This window comes from Bradyrhizobium sp. JR4.3, assembly GCF_040547695.1.
Classification (GTDB): Bacteria; Pseudomonadota; Alphaproteobacteria; order Rhizobiales; family Xanthobacteraceae; genus Bradyrhizobium; species Bradyrhizobium canariense.
Window position 1 is genome coordinate 1 of sequence record NZ_JBEPQF010000052.1, and the last position, 17,116, is coordinate 17,116.

Consider the following 17,116-nt stretch of genomic DNA (forward strand, 5'->3'; position numbering starts at 1 on the left):
TGCGAACCCCTCATCTCAAGACAGGACGCCTCGTTGCGCTATCCTCTCAGCCGCGCTGCCGGCCGTCGTGCCTACCGCGCGAGCGGTTTAGTCCTGTGACCCTTAGCCGACCTCGCGCCGCTTTGGCTCAGGTGCGGACATCAAGTTGCACCAGAATTGCGGTCGGACAATTCCACCGGCTTGCGCAGCGACATCGTGTGTTGGTGGGGTGCGCCGCCGCGTCAATGCGTTACCACGATGAAATCCGTGTCTTTTCCCGTCTCCTGGCTAATTCCGTTGTCGGAAACAATCAACGAAGAGGCCGGCGTCAGGAGTTCAGAGATCTTCTCAACCGTATCCTGGGGCATTTCGATGCGGTTGAGCGCCGCGTTGGCTTTGTCGGGTAACGGTTCCGGCGCGGTTTGCTTCGCGGGCGCTTCTCGCCGTTTCGTGGCAGCTTCGGACATACGGGGCAATTCCTCTGGAATCGACACGACGCTCCAGCGAATAGCCGTTCCCTCGTTCTGGAATTCCATTGCGGTAAACACGTGCGTTCCCAGCGGCTCCTCCGGATTTTCGATCTTGACCGGGACATCAAACAACGGCGTGAAGCCCTGACGCACGAACAGCTTGCTCAACTTACGACTGACGAAGATGGAGATCGGGACGATCTTTTTAGGCACGCTTGCAGCGGGAGCCGAGCCCGGCTCCTGGAGACTGGCGGCTTCTGGAGTCTCGGCGCTTGACACCAGTGATCCCTGCGTTGCCGCGGCTGCACCGATGCTCTTGGTTGCGACGGTGGCACTCTGGAATTCGGACGAACCGGACGCGGCTTTCGGTTGAAAAAGATGCGGATTGGTTATCTCGACCGGCTGGACATCACCATGCGCAATGATCACGCGCGTGCCGCGCTTCGTGAGATGCCAGAGTCGAACGGCAAAATCATTTTTCAAACGGATGCAGCCGTGTGACGCTGGATGCCCGGGCACGACACCGGCGTGCAACGCTATCCCTGACCAGGTGATGCGTTGCATGTAGGGCATGGGGGCGGCGCTATAAATATTTGAACGGTGCCATCGTTCTTTGCTGATGACGCTGAACACGCCGAGGGGAGTCGGATGCCCCTCCATTCCCGTGGACACCGAAGAGCGTGCAATCAGGGCCCCGTTGTCAAAAAGCGAGACCCGTTGGTCTGCGAGCGAGATGATGATCTGGAGCGGGCCCTTCGGAAGGGGCTCGGGCCGAACGCTCTTGGCCGTTTCAGAGTTTGTCTGCCGGTGGTGGTGCTTGTCTTTGTACGGAGCGTATTGGCTTCGCCAGAACGTGTGTTGGGGTCCAAACAGAAATTGAGCGTGTGCGATCCCCGCAGGGAGCATGAAAATGGCGAGTACAGCGGTTGTTATCGCGCGCTGCATTGCTGGTAATTCCTTAACGAGCATCGCCCGGTCCCGTAGGCGCGATTCCATCGTTTCGAGACGATGCGCGAAGCCGAAGCCTGATGCGTCATCCTGACGGCGCACCAAGCCTCTCCTCCAAATCTGGTCGCAGTGGGTCGAAAATTGGACCGTACTCACAATTACCGTGGGAGTTGCCGCTGAGACGGGCGCGATTGCTTGCGATCGACGCGTTGCAATCGGGCAACACGTTTCGGAAAAATTGACGAGCGGCCGTTTGCGCCATTGCGCGACCCACATTGATCCCAAGAATGAGCCTCTTCGCATGCTTGGCTTTTCTACACGGCTCCGGTGGAGCCTATGGGGGCGACGGCATCATGAACCCGCGGCGACTTACGATGGTGGCGCCGACGTTTTGCGGAACGGTCGTTCTCGCGGGGTGGATCGTTGGCTGGCTGGCCGGCTTCGGTCCGGCCGGCTCCGAGAACGGCCGCGCAGTGACCATCCAGGACCGCGCAGCATCTCTCGCCGCCACCGCGATGCTCGCGGATGAACCGCAGGCAATCGCAATGGGCAACACCGGACCCGCGAACGCCGCTGTCGCTAGCGCCGAAGTGGCGACGGCCGCTGAGCCCGCGGCGGTGACGGCCACCGACACGACGGCGGCCTCGGATAAATCGGAATCAATCGTCGTGGCCGCGTTGCCCGATCCGTCGCAAACGCTGTCGGCCGATTTACCGCCTGCGCAGGACTCGGTGGACTTGGGCCACCACGATGTCGTCCAGCCGGCGCCGACCACGTGCGGTGCATCCGGCGGTGCCTCCAGCACGGGGCCGCAGGATTTCCGGTATCTCATTTGTTATGTCTGGTCCGAACTGCCGCCTGCCGAGAAGCCGGCGGCGATCGTCTTGCGTTCGTTCAAGGACATCCCGGTCGGAACGCCGGTGGAAGAGATCAAGCGCGCGTCCGACGCTTTCGGTCTGGATTTCACTTTCATGAAGGCCGTGGCCAAGGTCGAGTCCGGTTTCGATCCCAAGCAGCGCACCGGGTCATATATCGGGCTGTTCCAGCTGAGCAAATACGAGTTCAGAAAATTCGGCTCCGGAGACATTCTTAGTCCCCGCGATAATGCCGTTGCGGCAGCCTACAAGGTCATCACGGAAGGCATTCTATTCCAGTGGGTGACGCACAGGAAGCCGGACTTGAACGATCTTTACCTGATCCATCAGCAGGGCTGGGAAGGCGCCGCGGAGCACCTCAGTCAACCCAATCGCATCGCCTGGAAATCGATGTGCGCCACTGGCGAAGGCAGGGAGAAGGGCGAAAAATGGTGCAGGCGCGCGATCTGGGGCAATACGCTTCCGGCCGTCAAAGAGGCGTGGAAATCCGTGGAGACGCTGACGTCGGAGGCGTTCGTCGGAATGTGGCGCGAGCGGGTTGCTCATTTCCAATCGAAATACATGGGCACCGCGACCGCCGACGCCGAGCGGGCGCAGGCACCAGTGAATGTCCGTTGAGTGGTTAGCAGGAGTTGCCGCACCCGCGGGCGAGCGGGCCTTCCGTCGCTGGTCGCGCGGATGCACTTTACATTGTTGCCTGATCAGTCATTCGCGCCGACATCGGTAAAAAGGAACCCCGCCGGCGTCTTGGTAAAGACGAAGATGACCTCGCCGCAGAAGACGAAGTAAGTGTCGTTGTTCTCTTGATCGCGGTCGTAGACGGCCTTGCCGCGCTGGATACACGCGCGGTTTTTCGCCGTGAACGAGGTCGGATAGGTCTTGGCGCGAAATTGCGCGGCGTCACGAATTGCGCTGTCGTTCATGAACGGCAATCGTGTCATACCGGCGACGGCGGCGGAATCGTTTGTCCTCAGCGCCGCGCGAAACCTCTCGATGAAGGCATCGAATTCCTTCTGCAAGGCAGGAGAAGCGACGGCTTTCTTCGCTTGTACAACGGCTGGAGCAAGGTTCACGAAAGCGGTTGCGAGCATAATTCTCAGCAAAAATCCCAAGGGTCGGCTCCGTCCATCGACTAATCAAGGCCCTCCGACCGATCCAAATCCATGGTGTTCTGTTGCGTCAAGGGCTTTCTGGCGCGCCAGCGCAGCGTTAGCCCGCGCCCAGGCGTGGACCAACAGCATTTGCTTGGCGCCCACTGCTGATTTTCAACCCTTAGCCGATCTCCAGGCTGGCGCCGAGCTTGTCCGCTCGTGACGGCGTAGCCGAGCAAAGCCCTCAGGGACTTTAAGGAAATGACCCACGGTGCAAGTCTGCAGGGCATCTGTTGCGGGTCTCTGCAAGCGTCCTCGTCAACAACAATTGCGATCTACGCTGGCTTGAGAATCTATTCGGCAACTCGCGACAGCTCCCCAAGTAGCTTCAACGCATCATCCAGCACCTCGTGAAGCTGCCTTCGTTCAGCGGCCGTATCACGCGTGAATGCGCCGTGCGTTTGCGCATTCTGATTTCCTTTCGGCGCGCCTGATCTCCGTGCGCCGCCGTGCATGCGCCAGCGAGACTTGCCGTGCACGGCGGGTGAGAAGACAGCTATTTTGATCTCGCTCCAATGCGAGCAACGCAAGGATCAGCGCGCGGGCACCGCCCGCGTCGTTGGTGGCGCGGTCCCCATCAGCGTCCCGTCCCGATCAGCTTTTCGGTGGCGTTACACGATCGGGCGGCCCGTGCGCAAGTGGCGCGCCGACAGACCATCGTTGCAGATGGCGAACGGTCAGATCACGGCGTGGAACATCATATACAGCAGGCCGGCGATCAGCATGGCCGCGGGCAATGTCAGAACCCATGCCAACACGATGTTCCTGATCGTGCCCGTCTGCAGCCCCGAGCCGTTGGCCGCCATGGTGCCGGCGACGCCGCTGGACAAGATATGCGTGGTCGACACCGGCATGCCGTAAAACTCAGCGCCGAGGATGGTGCCGGCGGCCACCAGCTCGGCCGAAGCACCTTGCGCGTAGGTCAGGTGCTGCTTGCCGATGCGCTCACCGACCGTCACGACGATCCGCCGCCAGCCGACCATGGTGCCGAGGCCAAGCGCGATCGCGACCGAGACCTTGACCCAGGTGGGAATGAAGCGCGTGCCGTCTTCCAGGCTGGTGCGATAGTTCTTCAGGATCGCGGCATCGCCCGGCTCGAGCTTGGCGCCCGCCTCGGGCAGCAGACGGATGGCGTCGGCCGCCAGGTACATGTCGTTGCGCATATTGGCCGTCGCCGCCGCCGGAACCCGGCTGATCGATCCGTAGCTCTTCACGCCATTGGCGACCTCGTCGGACAGGCTTGCGAGCGCTGCGAACACGTCCGGCCGGTTCAGGTTCCGGGTCTTGAGCGCGGTCCCGATCAGGCCGCGTGCATCGTTCGGACTGACCTGCTGAGCGCCTTGTGCATGCGCCGCGAACACCCACTTCGCCTTGCTGGTGATGTCGACGAACGCCGGCGTGCTCGAATCCGGCATGGTCCGGTTCAGAGCGTAGGCGGTCGGCGCCACGCCGATCAGGATCAGCATGATGAGGCCCATGCCCTTCTGCCCGTCATTGCCGCCATGCGCAAAGGACACGCCGGTGCAGGTCAGGATCAGGATGCCGCGGATCCACCACGGCGTCTTGCCCTTCGGCTCCTGGTACAGCTTCGGCACGGGAACGACGGCCTTCAGCAACAGCAGCAGCAAGGCCGACAACGCGAAGCCGACCACCGGACTGAACAGCAGCGCCTTGCCCACGCTCATGGCCTGGGTCCAGTCGACCCCCGACGTGGCCTGCCCGGCGGGGGCGAGAAGCTCGTTGGTAAGCCCGACGCCCATGATCGATCCGATCAGACAGTGCGACGAGCTGTTCGGGATGCCCATCGACCAGGTCGCGAGATTCCAGATGATTGCCGCGATCAGCAGGGCGAAGATCATGGCGTAGCCGGCGGCGCTGCCGACCTGGAGGATCAGGTCGACCGGCAACAGCGTGATCACGCTGTAGGCCACCGCGCCGGTGGAAACGAGCACGCCGAGAAAGTTGACCACGCCCGACCAGATCACCGCGGTCAGCGGCGGCAGGCTGTGGGTGTAGATGACGGTCGCGACTGCATTGGCGGTGTCATGGAAGCCGTTCACGAATTCGAAGCCGAGTGCGATCATGAGGGCAACGCCCAGCAGCAGCAGCGCACTGATCGCGAGTGGCTCGCCGACGCTTTGCGTATCGGTGAAGATGCCGTAGGCGGCATAGCCGATGCCGCTGACGAGGAAGAGCAGGAAGACCGCCACCATGCTGACATGGGGTTTCTTGTGGAGGTCGGGTTTGGCGGCGGCTTGCGCGGCCGGACGTGCATCGTTGAGTGCGAGATCGGACATGGGGATTGCTCGGCGGTCAGTCTGTCAGCGATGATCCCGGCGGATCAGGAAATCCATGGGAGCCTCAGCTCAGCCGCTGGGCACGGCGCGCAGCCGGCGCAACCGGTGCAGCTCCTTTGCCGCGTCCTTCATCAGGCCATCGGCGGCCTCGCGTTCCTGGCCGACGATGACCCCCGATGTGAAAGCCTGGGCGCGGCGGTGTGCAGGCGGCGCCGCCAGCGCAGCCTCGGTCGCCAGTTTGCGGTGTGTCATGAAGTCGTTCAGCGATCCCAGGGCCGATTGAATCTGCTTCAGCCGGCCGGAAAGAGCTGCAAGCTCCCTCTGGCCGCGATCGCCGTAAAGGCTGCTGAAGAAGTCGGTTGCATAGCGAATCTTCTTGATCTTGATCCGCAGCTTGTGGCGTTGCACCGGATCGAGATCATTCAGTCGCTTGCCTTGCTTTCGCGCCTTCCTGATGCGCCGATCCAGCACCTCCGCGGCGTAGGCGGCGATCGAGCGGTCGTCATCGACGCGAGGCCGTCCGGCTTCGATCCACTCGATCGTATCGATCAGCAGGCGGCGGTAACGCGCCGCCGCGACCGCGTCGCGGGCGCGCTTGAAAGCCGCCATCCTTTGCCTTGAGAACCTCTCGCGGATCGCCCGTGCGCCGCGTGCCGGGACGCCGTGCCTGGTGATCGGCTGTATGCTCTCCTTCAGAAACACGTCGATTTCACGCGCAGGCGCCAGTTCGTCGGTGAGCCATTTCAGCTCGGCCTTGATCCGCGCCGTGCTTGCTCGCGGCAGGATGTCGCCGAACAGCGAAATCGCCGCGCGCAGGCGCCGCAGCCCGACGCGCATCTGATGAACGCCCTCGGCATCGAGGTCACGCACCGGATCGGCGTTCGCCGTGATGTGACGCAGCGTCGAATGCGCGATCACGCGGAATGCCTCGTGCGGCGATTGCTCGGGAATGAGCTCGATCGCCTCGGCATGTTGCGCGCCGCCGCCGCTGTTCGCGACGAGCTGGTAACCGCGCTCGGCCTTGGAGCGCAGATCAAGCTCGGCCCCCGTTCGGCGTTCGAGATGGCGCGCGAGGCGGAACAGGTCCGCGACATGTCCGGATTTGAGTTCCAGCTCCAGTTCGGCAACGGGCCGTGACCGCCGCCCGGCGCTGATGCGGCCCCGGTCGACGGCGAGTTCGATCTGGCTCTTTCGTACGCGGCGGGCCTGCGCCATCCGACGGATGTCGGTCTGGAATACCGGCTTCAGCTTGCGGGGAAGTTTCCCCGTAGCAAGGCGCCGGAGCGGTGTATGGCTGGTCTTGGCAAGATCGGGATTTGCGCCGGAGACCTCGTGCTCCCATTCTCCGCGCCTTATGCCGCCCGCGCTGCCTGCTTTGACGGTTTGCACGTAGCGGTCCTCGATCTTGCGAACGCGTAGCGTTAGGCCGTGGCGCCTCAGCTTGTGCCTGTTCGTATCGTAGTAGGTCGACACCAGCGTCTGCTCGGATTTGTCGCGGCGCTGGCCCGCAGCGCCGCTCCGCAAAATCGACGACAGTTTGTGCGGTGAAATCCGGAATTTCAGTTCCGTTTCTGCATTCATGGCTGGATCTTTCCGTTGCCCATTCAAAGTGGCGCACCCGCGGGAAGTTCCGATGCTGCGAGCATTTCAAAGCGGCTGGCGATTAGGGGCGCCGCAAGTCATGGAAACTTCACGGAACCCGGCGCCAGCGTGCTCGATTGAGGAGCAGCACCACGATTGAAGGAGGCAGCCTTGAGGCGAACGAACGCAATTGCGATCCTGATCATCGTGCTCATCCTCGCTGGCGGTGCTGCTGCGCTTTATCGTCTGGATACCGGCGAAGGAACCCGTACCAGTCGCGCGGATTCGGCAAGGACGGCATCGGATTGAGCCGGGCGGATCCTGCCGAGAGCCAGGCTTGCTGCAGCGCTTGACCGGAGAGCAAATACGTCGATGTCCAGAACCGCGATCACCGTTCGAGACCTCACGGCCGGGGTGCTTGCCATTGTCCATGCGCATCCAGACTGCGAGCTCGTGAAGGAGATCGCGATCACGCCGGTTGAGATCACCGGCGTGGGAAGGACTTGGCACGCGAATCTCGTCGACAGCGGCGGCGCCGATGTGCAGCGCGCGGCCAGCGTCTTGAGGCAGGCGAGAGACGATCTCGAGCCGATGTTTGAATTGGTTGACGAACCGCCACCGAAGGACGAGCCATGAAAAAGCCCGCGATCCATCCAGATGACTTCCCGGTTGAGACCAGCAAGACGACCGTCAAGACCAACAAGGGCGAACCGCTTGCGGACGCCGAAAGCGAGCCGGTGGCGGAGGAGATCGCCGACCGTCTCAACGAGCATGCCTACCGCGAGGAGCACGATCGATGGTCGCCGTGACCTCCGGATATCCACGGTCGCGATCGACGCTACGCGCAACAGCCGTTCGCTGTCATTCCGCCGACGGACTGGCGCGGCTTAGTTCGCGAAGCAGTTCGCCTGCCTGATCCAGCAGCGTCCGAACGTTGTTCCGGTCCGCGACCGCTTCCCCCGTGAACATCCCATGCTTCCGCGCATTGCGGTTGCCGGGCGGCGCGCCTGTCCTTGCGGCGCCGCCATGCATGCGACATCGACTCTTGCCGCGCACCGCCGGCGCGCAACAGGGGGTACCACTACGAGCCCTTGCGCCGCAGCGGCGGCTCGCTTGCATCGGGCTGGTGTTGCGAACGTGATCGCTGGTCATGCGATGGCGCCGTCCTGTACGTCAACGTTCGGCTCCGCGACGATCATGCTGGCGTGTTGCGTGACGTTGCCTACGATCGCCCTGCCGCCGTCCTGCACCGACAAATTCCGGACCGTGATCGCGCGCTCGCCGTTATTGCGGTGGCGGCTCAGTGCCTCGATCTGGCTTGCGAAGGTGCGGGCCAGCCGGGTCAGCGCGCGTGTGAGGCTCTCCTGCTGCGGGATGTCATCGGTGAGGGCGAGGCGGCAGGCGGAGCGCATCGCTGCGGCGTGAACGGACACCATCTGCACCGCGAGCATGGCCTCGATCGAGTCCTTCGGCGCGATATTCTTCACCAGTGAGATCAGGAAGGCGAGGTTGGCTTCATCGGGCTTGCGCCCGATCACGCTGGCCTTCACCAATTGGCTTAGCAGACCATGCAGCGCGTCGCGGTCGGCGGCGCCGAGCGCCTCGGCCAGCAGCCGTTCGCCGGCTTGCGGGTCGGCATGAAGGATCGCAATCCCCCGCTTGTAGAGCTTGATCCGCGGGCTCGCGGCGGGGCCGCTGCGATCGTTTGCCGCAACCGGCAGCGTGCTGTGGCGTTTCGCAGATGTCGTCATGTGCTGTGTCCTTGCCCGAGCGGGCTCATTGCGCGCGACATCGATCGCTCGCTGCGCGCCTGTGGGATTTTCGGGATGTTGATGAAGGGCTTACGCACAATTGCCGCGAGGCGCCCCGTAGTCGGGCGGCGTGGACGCAGGCGAATGTTGCGATGATGGCATTCTGCCGGTGTTTTGCCCGACGAGTCAAACGAAGATTGCGAAGCGCGCAATCCTCGTTCGTGCAAATCCTTCTCCGTGCAAGTCCTTGTTCTTGCAGGTGCCGGCTACTGTGCATGGGGTTGTTTTCGTGTTTTTTGTTTCGAAGTCGCTCCAACCTGCCGCGCGACGGAATGCCAGTATGCAAACGCGATTGCGAAATCCGGCACGGCCGCTCATCATGATCCGCGAATCCGCCGCGTCATGACAAAGCGGCGCGATTGGTCTGGGGAGAGAACGAATGCAACGAACGCTTCGCCTGCTGGCGATCGTCGCCGGATTGTGCGCCCCGACGGGGGCCCTTGCGCAAAAATATCCGGTGCGGCCGGTCAAGATCATGGTCGGCTTCAGCGCGGGCGGCCCGGTCGACGTCGTCGCGCGCATCGTCGCCGATCGGCTGAGCAACAAGCTCGGGCAAGCCTTCGTGGTCGAGAACCGCGCAGGCGCCAACGGCATGATCGCAGCCGAAGGCGTCGCCCGTGCAGAAGGCGACGGCTACACGATGCTGGCCTGCAACTCATCCACGATCACGCTCAACAAGACGCTGTTCAGGGATATCCGCTACGACCCGGAAAAAGACTTCGCGCCGCTCACCACCGTCGTGTCGGCGCCGCTCGTGCTCGTGGTCAACCCGGAGAATCCCAAGACAGCCAACATCAAGACCGTCGCCGATCTCGTCGCCGCGGCAAAGGGTGCGCCCGGCGCGCTTGCCTACGGCTCGGGCGGCAACGGCAACCTCGCCCATCTCGCCATGGAGCTGCTCAGCCAGAAAGCCGGCGTCAGGATGATCCACGTGCCTTATCGCGGTGGTGCGGCGTCCGAGGTCGGCATCCTCGCGCAGGAGGTCCTGGCGGTGTTCGATCCCTTGTCCGCCGTGCCGCTGGTGAAGGCCGGTAAGCTGCGCGCGCTCGCGGTGTCCTCAGCCGAGCGGCTGCCGGCGCTGCCGGATGTGCCGACCGTCGCGGAAGCCGGCTATCCCGGTTTCGACATCTCGTTCTGGGTCGGCTTCTTCATGCCGAAGGCAACGCCCGCGCCGACGCTCGACATGCTGCACCGGGAGATCGTCGCCGCCGCCAACGATCCCGTGTTACGTGAGCGGCTGGAGACGCAGGGCGTCGTCAGCGTGCTCAGTCCGGCCGAGTATGCCGCCAAGATCGCGAAGGAGACCAGGGAACTCGCCGAAGTCGTGGCGGCTGCGAACATCAAGGCGGAGTAGGGCGTCTGCTTGGTGTGCTGCCGACCACCTCAGCCAGCCGCTCGAGCAGCGGGCGCTGTCCTGTGTTGATCTTCCCGTGCGCTTCTGCGAGCGTGAACCATTCGGCACGATCGACCTCCGGAAAGGTCTGACGTTTGCCGCTGCGCGGCGGCCATTCCATCTCGAAAGTGTTGCTGCGAATGCTGCGCAGATCGATGTCGAACTCGGCCGCGAACGCGGTGACGATCTTGCCGCCGCGCTGCTTGACCTGGCCAAGCGAGGTCAGCGGCGTGGACAGCTCAAGTCCAAGCTCCTCGGCAAACTCCCGTCGCGCGGCGATGTCTGCGTCTTCTCCGTCCGCGTACTCGCCCTTCGGGATTGACCAGGCGCCGAGGTCCTTGTTGCGCCAGAACGGCCCTCCGGGATGAACGAGCAGGACCTCGATCTCCCCGCGTTTCCGATAGGCAATGATCCCGGCACTCTTCGATGGCATCGCAGGTTCCGTGCAGGCGGCGCATTCGCTCGGGAAAAGTGGAACAGACGGTTTTAGCGCAGGTTAATAGCCAACGCTTTAACCGAACAAGGGAGTGAACCATGATCCGCCTGTTGGCAACGACAGCCTTAGGGCTGGTGCTGGCGAACGCCGCCTTTGCGCAATCGCCAAGCAGCAACACCAAGTCTGAGCAGACGCCGCAATCCCAGTCCAATTCCGCAGCTCCGTCCAACACGTCGCCGTCTGGCGCGGCACAAACGCAGCAGCCGCCATCGCAGCCGCAGCAATCATCAACGCCGGGAGCATCGACACAGAATACCCAGGCGACCACTCCGTCTTCCGGGTCGGCCAATTCCCCGTCCGGGACCAACGCTACCAATAGCGCGGACACGTCCTCCCGGCCGCCCAGCGGTACGGCAAACTCCAACGCGGCCGGCAACCAGCCCGCCTCGCAGCAGAGCGCCAATCCGCCGGCGGCGAACGCGAACCAGACGCAGGATCGATCCAACGCTCCGTCGAACAATACCAATCAGGCACAGCAGGCGGCTGGTGCATCTGGAACCAACCAGGCCCAGCAATCGCCGAACGCGCCGAGCAGCAATCAGGCGCAGGACCAACGGACCGGCGCCAATTCACAGGCCGCGGCCCGGACCGACGTCAACCTCAACAAGCAGCAGGAGACCAAGATCAGCGCGTCCATTTCGCATCTCAACGTGCGGCCGCTGACCAGCGTCAATTTCTCGCTCAACGTCGGCACGGTCGTGCCGCGCGATATCCAGCTGTCGACGCTGCCGCCCGATGTCGTCGAGATCGTGCCGCAATATCGCGGCTACAGCTTTGCGCTGGTGAAGGATGAGATCGTCGTGGTCGATCCGGCGACATACAAGATCGTCACCGTGCTGCCGTACTCGGGACAATCCACCGCGACAACGACGACGACGCGTGAGCGCAGCGCCAGCAAGTTTTCGGATCGCGATCGCGAAGTGATCCGCAAGCATGCGAAGACCCGCACCGAGGGACGGAGCGAACGACAGACCACCGGCAGCACTGCGCGGTCCGAAATTCATGTTGGTGACCGCGTTCCCGAGAGTGTCGAGGTCGAGGAATTCCCGAGCAGCGTCTACCGGGACGCGCCCGACCTGCGCGAGTACCGCTACATCCACCGCGATACGCGGACCTATGTCGTCGAGCCCAGCGAACGCCGCATCATCGAGGAGATCGACTAGTTCGCGGACCACCGGAAGCCGCTCCATCGAGCAGCTTCCGGATTTCGCATCAGCCCGAAGATCGTTCGCGCGCCGCAAAACGGATGGCGCGGGCCTTCGCGCTCTTTCCCGCCGCGCGCGCGGCGATCATGTTGCGTGCCTTACCGTGGGTGCTCTTCCGGATCAGGGACGCGAGCCGCTTGCGTGCGCGGCTGGCCGTCAATCGCGCCGCCAGCTGCTCCGCCTTGCGAATGATGGTCGTGACCGAGGGCGTCAGGTTCACCGGAACCCAGGCGACGTCTTTCGTCTTGGACAGGCTGCCGATGCCCTCGCAGGGAGCTTCGCGCGGCAGGTCGATCCGGATCGCGAGGGCTTCCGCGCGCTCGGTCCAGTCCTCGGCTTTGGTGCCGGTGATGATGCGGACATAATCGCGTGTCTCACGCGGCAGCTCGCTCTCTTTGGCAAGCCATTTCTGGATCCGGCCGGGGCCTGCGTTGTAGGCGGCTGCGGCAAGTCCGAGATTGCCGAAATCGTCGCGTAGCTTGCGCAGGAATTTGGCCGACGCCGGCAGCGCCTTCATCGCATCGAACGGATCATCCAGCCCGACCTCCGCTGCCGTTTGCGGCATGAACTGTGCGACGCCTTGCGCGCCGGCCTGGCTGACCTCGTTCGACTTGAAGCGGCTCTCCTGCCAGATCAAACGTGCGAAGAACGGCACCGGAATGCCGCTGGCTTCGGCCGCTCCGCGAAGCGCGTGGCAGAAGCGCTCCGTCGGCGAAACCGGCGCCTGCGCGACGGGTTCGACCGTATCCGGCGGCTCGGACGTCTCCTCATAGGACGCACGCGCGTTGGCGAGCTCAAGCGCCTGCACGCTTGCGAGGAACAGTTCGACCACCGGAACAAGTGGCGAGGCCTGAGTGTTTTGAAGAACGGTGTGATCGAAGGCTGACGTTTGGCGGGACACCGACGGATCGAAGTCGCACATCAGAATCATGAACGCGGCGCAAGCCGCGACGACAAATCGCATTTGCTGGAGCAACCTCGAACTGTGGGTGAACGGCCGGCGGTGCGCCGGCGATAAGGAGTTCTTAACCGTGCGATTGCGGCAAAGCTGCGGTCTCACCGGTTCCGCCGGTGTTACTACGGTGTTCCCGCCGGGAAACTCTTGTCTCCGCGAATTTGCGGGCATGGCGAATTGGGACGAGCGAGATGATGCGACGGATGCTTGGCGCGGTGATTTCGCTGTCGGTGATCTCTGCGGCGCTTGCAGGCAATCTTGATCCAGCAGCGGTGAACGACGCTGCGCGTCCCGCAAAGCAAATTGCTGCCGATAAGCTCAACGCATCGATCGTGAAGCTTGAGATTTTGCTCGACCGTGCGCGGTTCTCGCCGGGGGAGATCGACGGCAAGCTCGGGGAGAACGCGCAGAAGGCGCTGAAGGCATTCGCCGAGCAGAACGGCGTTGCATCCGACAAAACGATCGCACCGGAGCTTTGGGATAAGTTGAACGCCGCGAGCGAAGGCCCGGTCCTGATCGAATACAAGATCACGGATGCGGATGTGAAGGGGCCGTTTCTGAAGGAGCTGCCCGGCAAGCTTGATGACATGAAGCCGCTGAAGGCGCTGAGCTACACCAGTCCGCTCGAAGGGCTTGCCGAGAAATTCCACATGAGCGCAGATCTGCTCAGGGCGCTCAACCCGGACAAGGCCTTCGACAAGGCCGGAGTGACCATCGTCGTTGCAAACGTTCCGGCGCGGCGAGAGCTGCCGCACATCGCGCGGCTCGACATCGACAAGAAGAACGGCACGCTGAAAGCATTCGACGAGGGCGGCACCCTCATCGCATTCTATCCTGCGTCAATCGGAAGTCCGGATCGTCCGACGCCGAGCGGTACGCTCAAGGTCACCAGCGCCCACGAGAATCCGGTCTATCACTACAACCCCGACTACAAGTTCAGAAGCGTCAAATCGAAAAAGCCGTTCGATGTTCAGCCGGGCCCGAACAATCCGGTAGGAGCATACTGGATCGGCTTGTCCGCGCAGGGTTACGGCATCCACGGAACGGCGGAGCCCGACAGGGTCAGCAAGTCCGCATCGCATGGCTGCATCAGGCTGACCAATTGGGACGTGCGCGCGCTGGGCGAGCACGTCAAGCGCGGCACACCGGTGGTCTTCCTGGATGCGCCGACGGACTCCTCGTCCGAGCAGCGGCGGAAGTCCGTCGGCAGGCGCGCCTCGAACTAGTCTTTGGGAAAGTCCTTGCGCATCGCGATCTCGGCGGCATCGCCGGGCGATAGCACAGTCTGGTCGAACGCTGCTTGCGGCCTCGTCATGATGTCGTAAAGCGAGATGCCTTTGATCGGCTTGCCCATGAGCTCGCGGACGCAGTCGGCGAGCGTGCCGTTGTAGACGAGATAGGGCGGACCTCGATCCTTCTGCCTCTCGCCTTTCAGCGACGGCCACTTCTTCAGTTCGGCCGGCGCGTCATAGGCGATCGGCGATTTCTCTTTGAACATGCGCTTGGCCCCTGAAGGCGCGGGTAGCCCAGAAGCCTAGGGCGGCCCGGTAAAACGCTTGTTAAAGAATTAGTTCAAATCAGCCGGCAACAAAGGCGAGCAGAGTGCCGTTCGCCTTGGCCGGCGGCACGCAGATCGCAGACCCGCTGCGCACCGCTGCCGAACCAAGCGCCTTCTCGGTGGCCGCGAGATCGCCGCTCACGAGCACCAGCGCAGCGCCTCCGCGTTCGGAAAGACCCGCGAGCGGCACGCCGGGATAGCGTTTGCCGAGCTGCTCCAGCGTCAAGTAAACGAAATCGGCCCGATCGCCACCGGAGGCCACGGTCACGGCGCCGTCGGTTTCACTCTTCGGCTCGCGGTCGATCAGCCGTCCCAGATGCGCGGCCTCCTTCGCGGGTTCGGGCGTCGCGATCAATGTCTGCTTGATCCGCTTGGCCGCATTGGCGTGCTTCATCAGCTCGGGAATCCACACCGTCTCCCGCGTCTTGTGCTGGCAAGCGAAAATGCGCACGCCGCCGGGCGCTTCCGCGGTCGGCCACATGAAGGTGCGGAACTTCGCCGCCGAGATCGTGCCGCCAGGCAGCGTCACGGGCCTTTCGAAATCGGTCGGGCCGATCGGCTCCAGGCCGCGTGCGCGGATTTCCTCTGCGCCGGCAGCGGAATCGACCGCAGTGAAGGCGATGCGCTCGATGCCTTCGCCGCGCTGGTCCAGGAAGGCACGCGCGGGTGCATTGTGCTCGGTCGCGGCGAGCACGCCGAGCAGCTCCATATAATCCGGGTCGAACATGATGGTGTAGTTGCCGGTGCCCATATGTGCGCTGTGAGTGCCGCGCGGCGAGAGGGTGAAGCCGAGCTGCCGGTAATTCTCGGCGGCTTTGTCGAGGTCCTGAACCATGACCACGGCGTGGTCGATACCGATGACGTTCTTGAGAGCCACTGTTCTTTCCCCGAATGCAAACTGACTGGACCGCCGTTGGCAGCCACAAATCCTGTCTACGCTGGATAGGCGGTCAAGTCATTTTCAAATCGGCGGGACATGCGGAAATTTCATTCCGCGAAAGGCGATATCGACGCGCGACGGCGTCAGCGCGCCTGCTCGATATAGGCGGCGAGAATGGCGCGCTCCTCGCTGGTCATTTCGGTGATGTTGCCCGGCGGCATCGCATTGGACCAGGCGGCGACGCGGCCGATCAGGCGGATGTTGCGATGGATATGCTCGGGCGCGTCGAGCAATATGCCCTTGGGGGCGGTCACGATGCCGGCCCAGACCGGCTCGGCGGCGTGGCACATGCTGCACCGTGACATCACGATCTCCTCGACATTGGCCACCGTGACCGGCGCCGACAGCGCGCTCGTCTTGACCTCGCGCGGGCCGGCCGCGGAGAGGAAGAGGATCGCGATCACGCCCGCCGCTGCGATGCCCCACACCCACCACGGCGATTTGCGCCCGGCATGCCCCTCGTTGAAGAAGTGCCGGATCACGGGGCCGAGCGCCAGGATGATGGCGACGATGATCCAGTTGAAGCGCGTGGCATAGAGCAGGGGATAGTGGTTGCTGATCATCAGCACGACGACAGGCAGCGTTAGATAGTTGTTGTGAACCGAGCGCTCCTTGCTTGACTTGCCGAGCTTCGGATCGGGCGCCTGTCCCGCGAGCAGGGCGGCTACGATCTTCTTCTGGTTCGGGATGATCAGCGTGAAGACGTTGGCGACCATGATGGTGCCGATGATCGCCCCGATCTGGTTGAATGCGCCGCGCCCGCTCAGCACGTGGGTGAAAGCATAGGTCAATGCGACCAGGAACAGATAGCCGCCGATGGCGAAGGGCAGTTCGCGTTGCGCGAGCCCGGTGCGGCAAGCGCCTTCATAGAGCAGCCATGCCAGCGCGAGGCTGCAGAGGCTGAACAGGCCGGCCTGGAATGGCGTGAGGTCGAGGATCGACTTGTCGACCAGGAACAAATCGGCCTCGAGATAATACACCACCACCATCAGCGCGAAGCCGGACAGCCAGGTGGTGTAGGCCTCCCATTTGAACCAGGTCAGCTCGTCCGGCATCTGGGCAGGCGCGACCAGATATTTCATGATCCGGTAGAAGCCGCCGCCATGGACCTGCCAGGCCTCGCCCTGCACGCCGTCCGGCAGATCGCTCCTGGGCTTGAGGCTGAGATCGAGAGCGATGAAATAGAAGGAACTGCCGATCCAGGCGATCGCGGCGACCACGTGCAGCCAGCGAAGCAGCAGGCTCGCCCATTCGGATATGATGGATCCCCACATGATCACCCCAACAGATGCGACCCCAATGCCGCAGCCTTGATGACCGCAACCGGCGGCCCCGCCCTTACAATGTGTCGCACCGATCGGCCGCATTTTCCAGTACGATGGGCTGCGGCTGATGCACATCGTGCGGGCATGAGCTGACGTGGGATTCGGCAGGCATTTGGCCTGTCGCAGAACGTT

General features: G+C 63.2%; 17 protein-coding genes. 6 read left to right on the forward strand and 11 right to left on the reverse strand.

Translation table 11 applies throughout. From position 1 onward, the window contains the following. Window positions 1–221: 221 nt before the first annotated feature. Window positions 222–1,499 (reverse strand): L,D-transpeptidase, encoded by a 1,278-nt coding sequence (locus ABIB91_RS38860; protein WP_354163340.1) that lies wholly within the window; start codon window positions 1,497–1,499, stop codon window positions 222–224. 251 nt (window positions 1,500–1,750) lie between these two features. On the opposite strand from ABIB91_RS38860, the gene ABIB91_RS38865 reads away from it, so the two are divergent. Next, entirely contained in the window at window positions 1,751–2,890 is a 1,140-nt protein-coding gene (locus tag ABIB91_RS38865; protein ID WP_354163338.1) for a lysozyme family protein, read from the forward strand. A gap of 83 nt (window positions 2,891–2,973) precedes the next feature. Here ABIB91_RS38865 and ABIB91_RS38870 read toward each other — a convergent pair whose 3' ends face one another. From ABIB91_RS38870 to ABIB91_RS38880, 3 genes are all read right to left on the reverse strand, one after another. Next, a complete protein-coding gene (locus ABIB91_RS38870) occupies window positions 2,974–3,384 on the reverse strand; it encodes a hypothetical protein (protein ID WP_007594128.1) in 411 nt (136 codons plus the stop codon). 716 nt (window positions 3,385–4,100) lie between these two features. Continuing rightward, window positions 4,101–5,720: an inorganic phosphate transporter gene (locus ABIB91_RS38875; RefSeq protein ID WP_354163336.1), complete on the reverse strand. Its 1,620-nt coding sequence runs from the start codon at window positions 5,718–5,720 to the stop codon at window positions 4,101–4,103. 69 nt (window positions 5,721–5,789) lie between these two features. Then, the gene (locus ABIB91_RS38880; protein WP_354163334.1) at window positions 5,790–7,301 is read right to left on the reverse strand and encodes a CYTH and CHAD domain-containing protein; all 1,512 of its coding nucleotides are present in this window, start codon (window positions 7,299–7,301) and stop codon (window positions 5,790–5,792) included. A gap of 372 nt (window positions 7,302–7,673) precedes the next feature. On the opposite strand from ABIB91_RS38880, the gene ABIB91_RS38885 reads away from it, so the two are divergent. Together ABIB91_RS38885 and ABIB91_RS38890 are read left to right on the forward strand one after the other, a co-directional pair. Beyond that, entirely contained in the window at window positions 7,674–7,937 is a 264-nt protein-coding gene (locus ABIB91_RS38885; RefSeq protein WP_219685128.1) for a hypothetical protein, read from the forward strand. Next, window positions 7,934–8,110: a hypothetical protein gene (locus ABIB91_RS38890; RefSeq protein WP_007594113.1), complete on the forward strand. Its 177-nt coding sequence runs from the start codon at window positions 7,934–7,936 to the stop codon at window positions 8,108–8,110. The genes ABIB91_RS38885 and ABIB91_RS38890 overlap by 4 nt, the downstream gene beginning before the upstream one ends. Window positions 8,111–8,162: 52 nt before the next feature. On the opposite strand, the gene ABIB91_RS38895 is transcribed toward ABIB91_RS38890, so the two are convergent. Continuing rightward, on the reverse strand, window positions 8,163–8,453 hold the full coding sequence (locus tag ABIB91_RS38895) for an HGGxSTG domain-containing protein (protein ID WP_354236459.1): 291 nt from the start codon (window positions 8,451–8,453) through the stop codon (window positions 8,163–8,165). Further along, window positions 8,450–9,052, reverse strand: coding sequence for a hypothetical protein (locus tag ABIB91_RS38900; protein ID WP_354163331.1), 603 nt, complete (start codon window positions 9,050–9,052; stop codon window positions 8,450–8,452). The genes ABIB91_RS38895 and ABIB91_RS38900 overlap by 4 nt, the downstream gene beginning before the upstream one ends. 439 nt (window positions 9,053–9,491) lie before the next feature. Here ABIB91_RS38900 and ABIB91_RS38905 point away from each other — a divergent pair, with 439 nt between their 5' ends. Further along, window positions 9,492–10,466 (forward strand): Bug family tripartite tricarboxylate transporter substrate binding protein, encoded by a 975-nt coding sequence (locus tag ABIB91_RS38905; protein ID WP_354163329.1) that lies wholly within the window; start codon window positions 9,492–9,494, stop codon window positions 10,464–10,466. Here the strand turns inward: ABIB91_RS38905 and ABIB91_RS38910 are convergent. Beyond that, window positions 10,453–10,938, reverse strand: a complete 486-nt coding sequence (locus ABIB91_RS38910) for an NUDIX hydrolase (RefSeq protein ID WP_354163327.1) — start codon at window positions 10,936–10,938, stop codon at window positions 10,453–10,455. The genes ABIB91_RS38905 and ABIB91_RS38910 overlap by 14 nt on opposite strands. Window positions 10,939–11,039: 101 nt before the next feature. Here ABIB91_RS38910 and ABIB91_RS38915 point away from each other — a divergent pair, with 101 nt between their 5' ends. Beyond that, the gene (locus ABIB91_RS38915; protein WP_354163325.1) at window positions 11,040–12,164 is read left to right on the forward strand and encodes a DUF1236 domain-containing protein; all 1,125 of its coding nucleotides are present in this window, start codon (window positions 11,040–11,042) and stop codon (window positions 12,162–12,164) included. 49 nt (window positions 12,165–12,213) lie between these two features. On the opposite strand, the gene ABIB91_RS38920 is transcribed toward ABIB91_RS38915, so the two are convergent. Beyond that, window positions 12,214–13,170: a lytic transglycosylase domain-containing protein gene (locus ABIB91_RS38920; protein WP_354163323.1), complete on the reverse strand. Its 957-nt coding sequence runs from the start codon at window positions 13,168–13,170 to the stop codon at window positions 12,214–12,216. Window positions 13,171–13,352: 182 nt separating this feature from the next. Here ABIB91_RS38920 and ABIB91_RS38925 point away from each other — a divergent pair, with 182 nt between their 5' ends. Further along, window positions 13,353–14,387 (forward strand): L,D-transpeptidase family protein, encoded by a 1,035-nt coding sequence (locus ABIB91_RS38925; RefSeq protein ID WP_354253298.1) that lies wholly within the window; start codon window positions 13,353–13,355, stop codon window positions 14,385–14,387. Here ABIB91_RS38925 and ABIB91_RS38930 read toward each other — a convergent pair. From ABIB91_RS38930 to ABIB91_RS38940, 3 genes are all read right to left on the reverse strand, one after another. Beyond that, the gene (locus ABIB91_RS38930) at window positions 14,384–14,659 is read right to left on the reverse strand and encodes a hypothetical protein (RefSeq protein ID WP_027516602.1); all 276 of its coding nucleotides are present in this window, start codon (window positions 14,657–14,659) and stop codon (window positions 14,384–14,386) included. The genes ABIB91_RS38925 and ABIB91_RS38930 overlap by 4 nt on opposite strands. A 79-nt stretch (window positions 14,660–14,738) precedes the next feature. Next, the gene (locus ABIB91_RS38935; RefSeq protein WP_354163318.1) at window positions 14,739–15,596 is read right to left on the reverse strand and encodes a VOC family protein; all 858 of its coding nucleotides are present in this window, start codon (window positions 15,594–15,596) and stop codon (window positions 14,739–14,741) included. 146 nt (window positions 15,597–15,742) lie between these two features. After that, on the reverse strand, window positions 15,743–16,933 hold the full coding sequence (locus ABIB91_RS38940; protein ID WP_354163316.1) for a urate hydroxylase PuuD: 1,191 nt from the start codon (window positions 16,931–16,933) through the stop codon (window positions 15,743–15,745). Between the last annotated feature and the right edge of the window lie 183 nt (window positions 16,934–17,116).

Coding starts and splice junctions, on each gene's coding strand:
- ABIB91_RS38865 (WP_354163338.1), top strand. CDS start 1,751: ATGAACCCGCGGCGACTTACGATGGTGGCGCCGACGTTTTGCGGAACG.
- ABIB91_RS38875 (WP_354163336.1), bottom strand. CDS start 5,720: ATGTCCGATCTCGCACTCAACGATGCACGTCCGGCCGCGCAAGCCGCC.
- ABIB91_RS38880 (WP_354163334.1), bottom strand. CDS start 7,301: ATGAATGCAGAAACGGAACTGAAATTCCGGATTTCACCGCACAAACTG.
- ABIB91_RS38885 (WP_219685128.1), top strand. CDS start 7,674: ATGTCCAGAACCGCGATCACCGTTCGAGACCTCACGGCCGGGGTGCTT.
- ABIB91_RS38890 (WP_007594113.1), top strand. CDS start 7,934: ATGAAAAAGCCCGCGATCCATCCAGATGACTTCCCGGTTGAGACCAGC.
- ABIB91_RS38895 (WP_354236459.1), bottom strand. CDS start 8,453: ATGACCAGCGATCACGTTCGCAACACCAGCCCGATGCAAGCGAGCCGC.
- ABIB91_RS38900 (WP_354163331.1), bottom strand. CDS start 9,052: ATGACGACATCTGCGAAACGCCACAGCACGCTGCCGGTTGCGGCAAAC.
- ABIB91_RS38905 (WP_354163329.1), top strand. CDS start 9,492: ATGCAACGAACGCTTCGCCTGCTGGCGATCGTCGCCGGATTGTGCGCC.
- ABIB91_RS38910 (WP_354163327.1), bottom strand. CDS start 10,938: ATGCCATCGAAGAGTGCCGGGATCATTGCCTATCGGAAACGCGGGGAG.
- ABIB91_RS38915 (WP_354163325.1), top strand. CDS start 11,040: ATGATCCGCCTGTTGGCAACGACAGCCTTAGGGCTGGTGCTGGCGAAC.
- ABIB91_RS38920 (WP_354163323.1), bottom strand. CDS start 13,170: ATGCGATTTGTCGTCGCGGCTTGCGCCGCGTTCATGATTCTGATGTGC.
- ABIB91_RS38925 (WP_354253298.1), top strand. CDS start 13,353: ATGATGCGACGGATGCTTGGCGCGGTGATTTCGCTGTCGGTGATCTCT.
- ABIB91_RS38930 (WP_027516602.1), bottom strand. CDS start 14,659: ATGTTCAAAGAGAAATCGCCGATCGCCTATGACGCGCCGGCCGAACTG.
- ABIB91_RS38940 (WP_354163316.1), bottom strand. CDS start 16,933: ATGTGGGGATCCATCATATCCGAATGGGCGAGCCTGCTGCTTCGCTGG.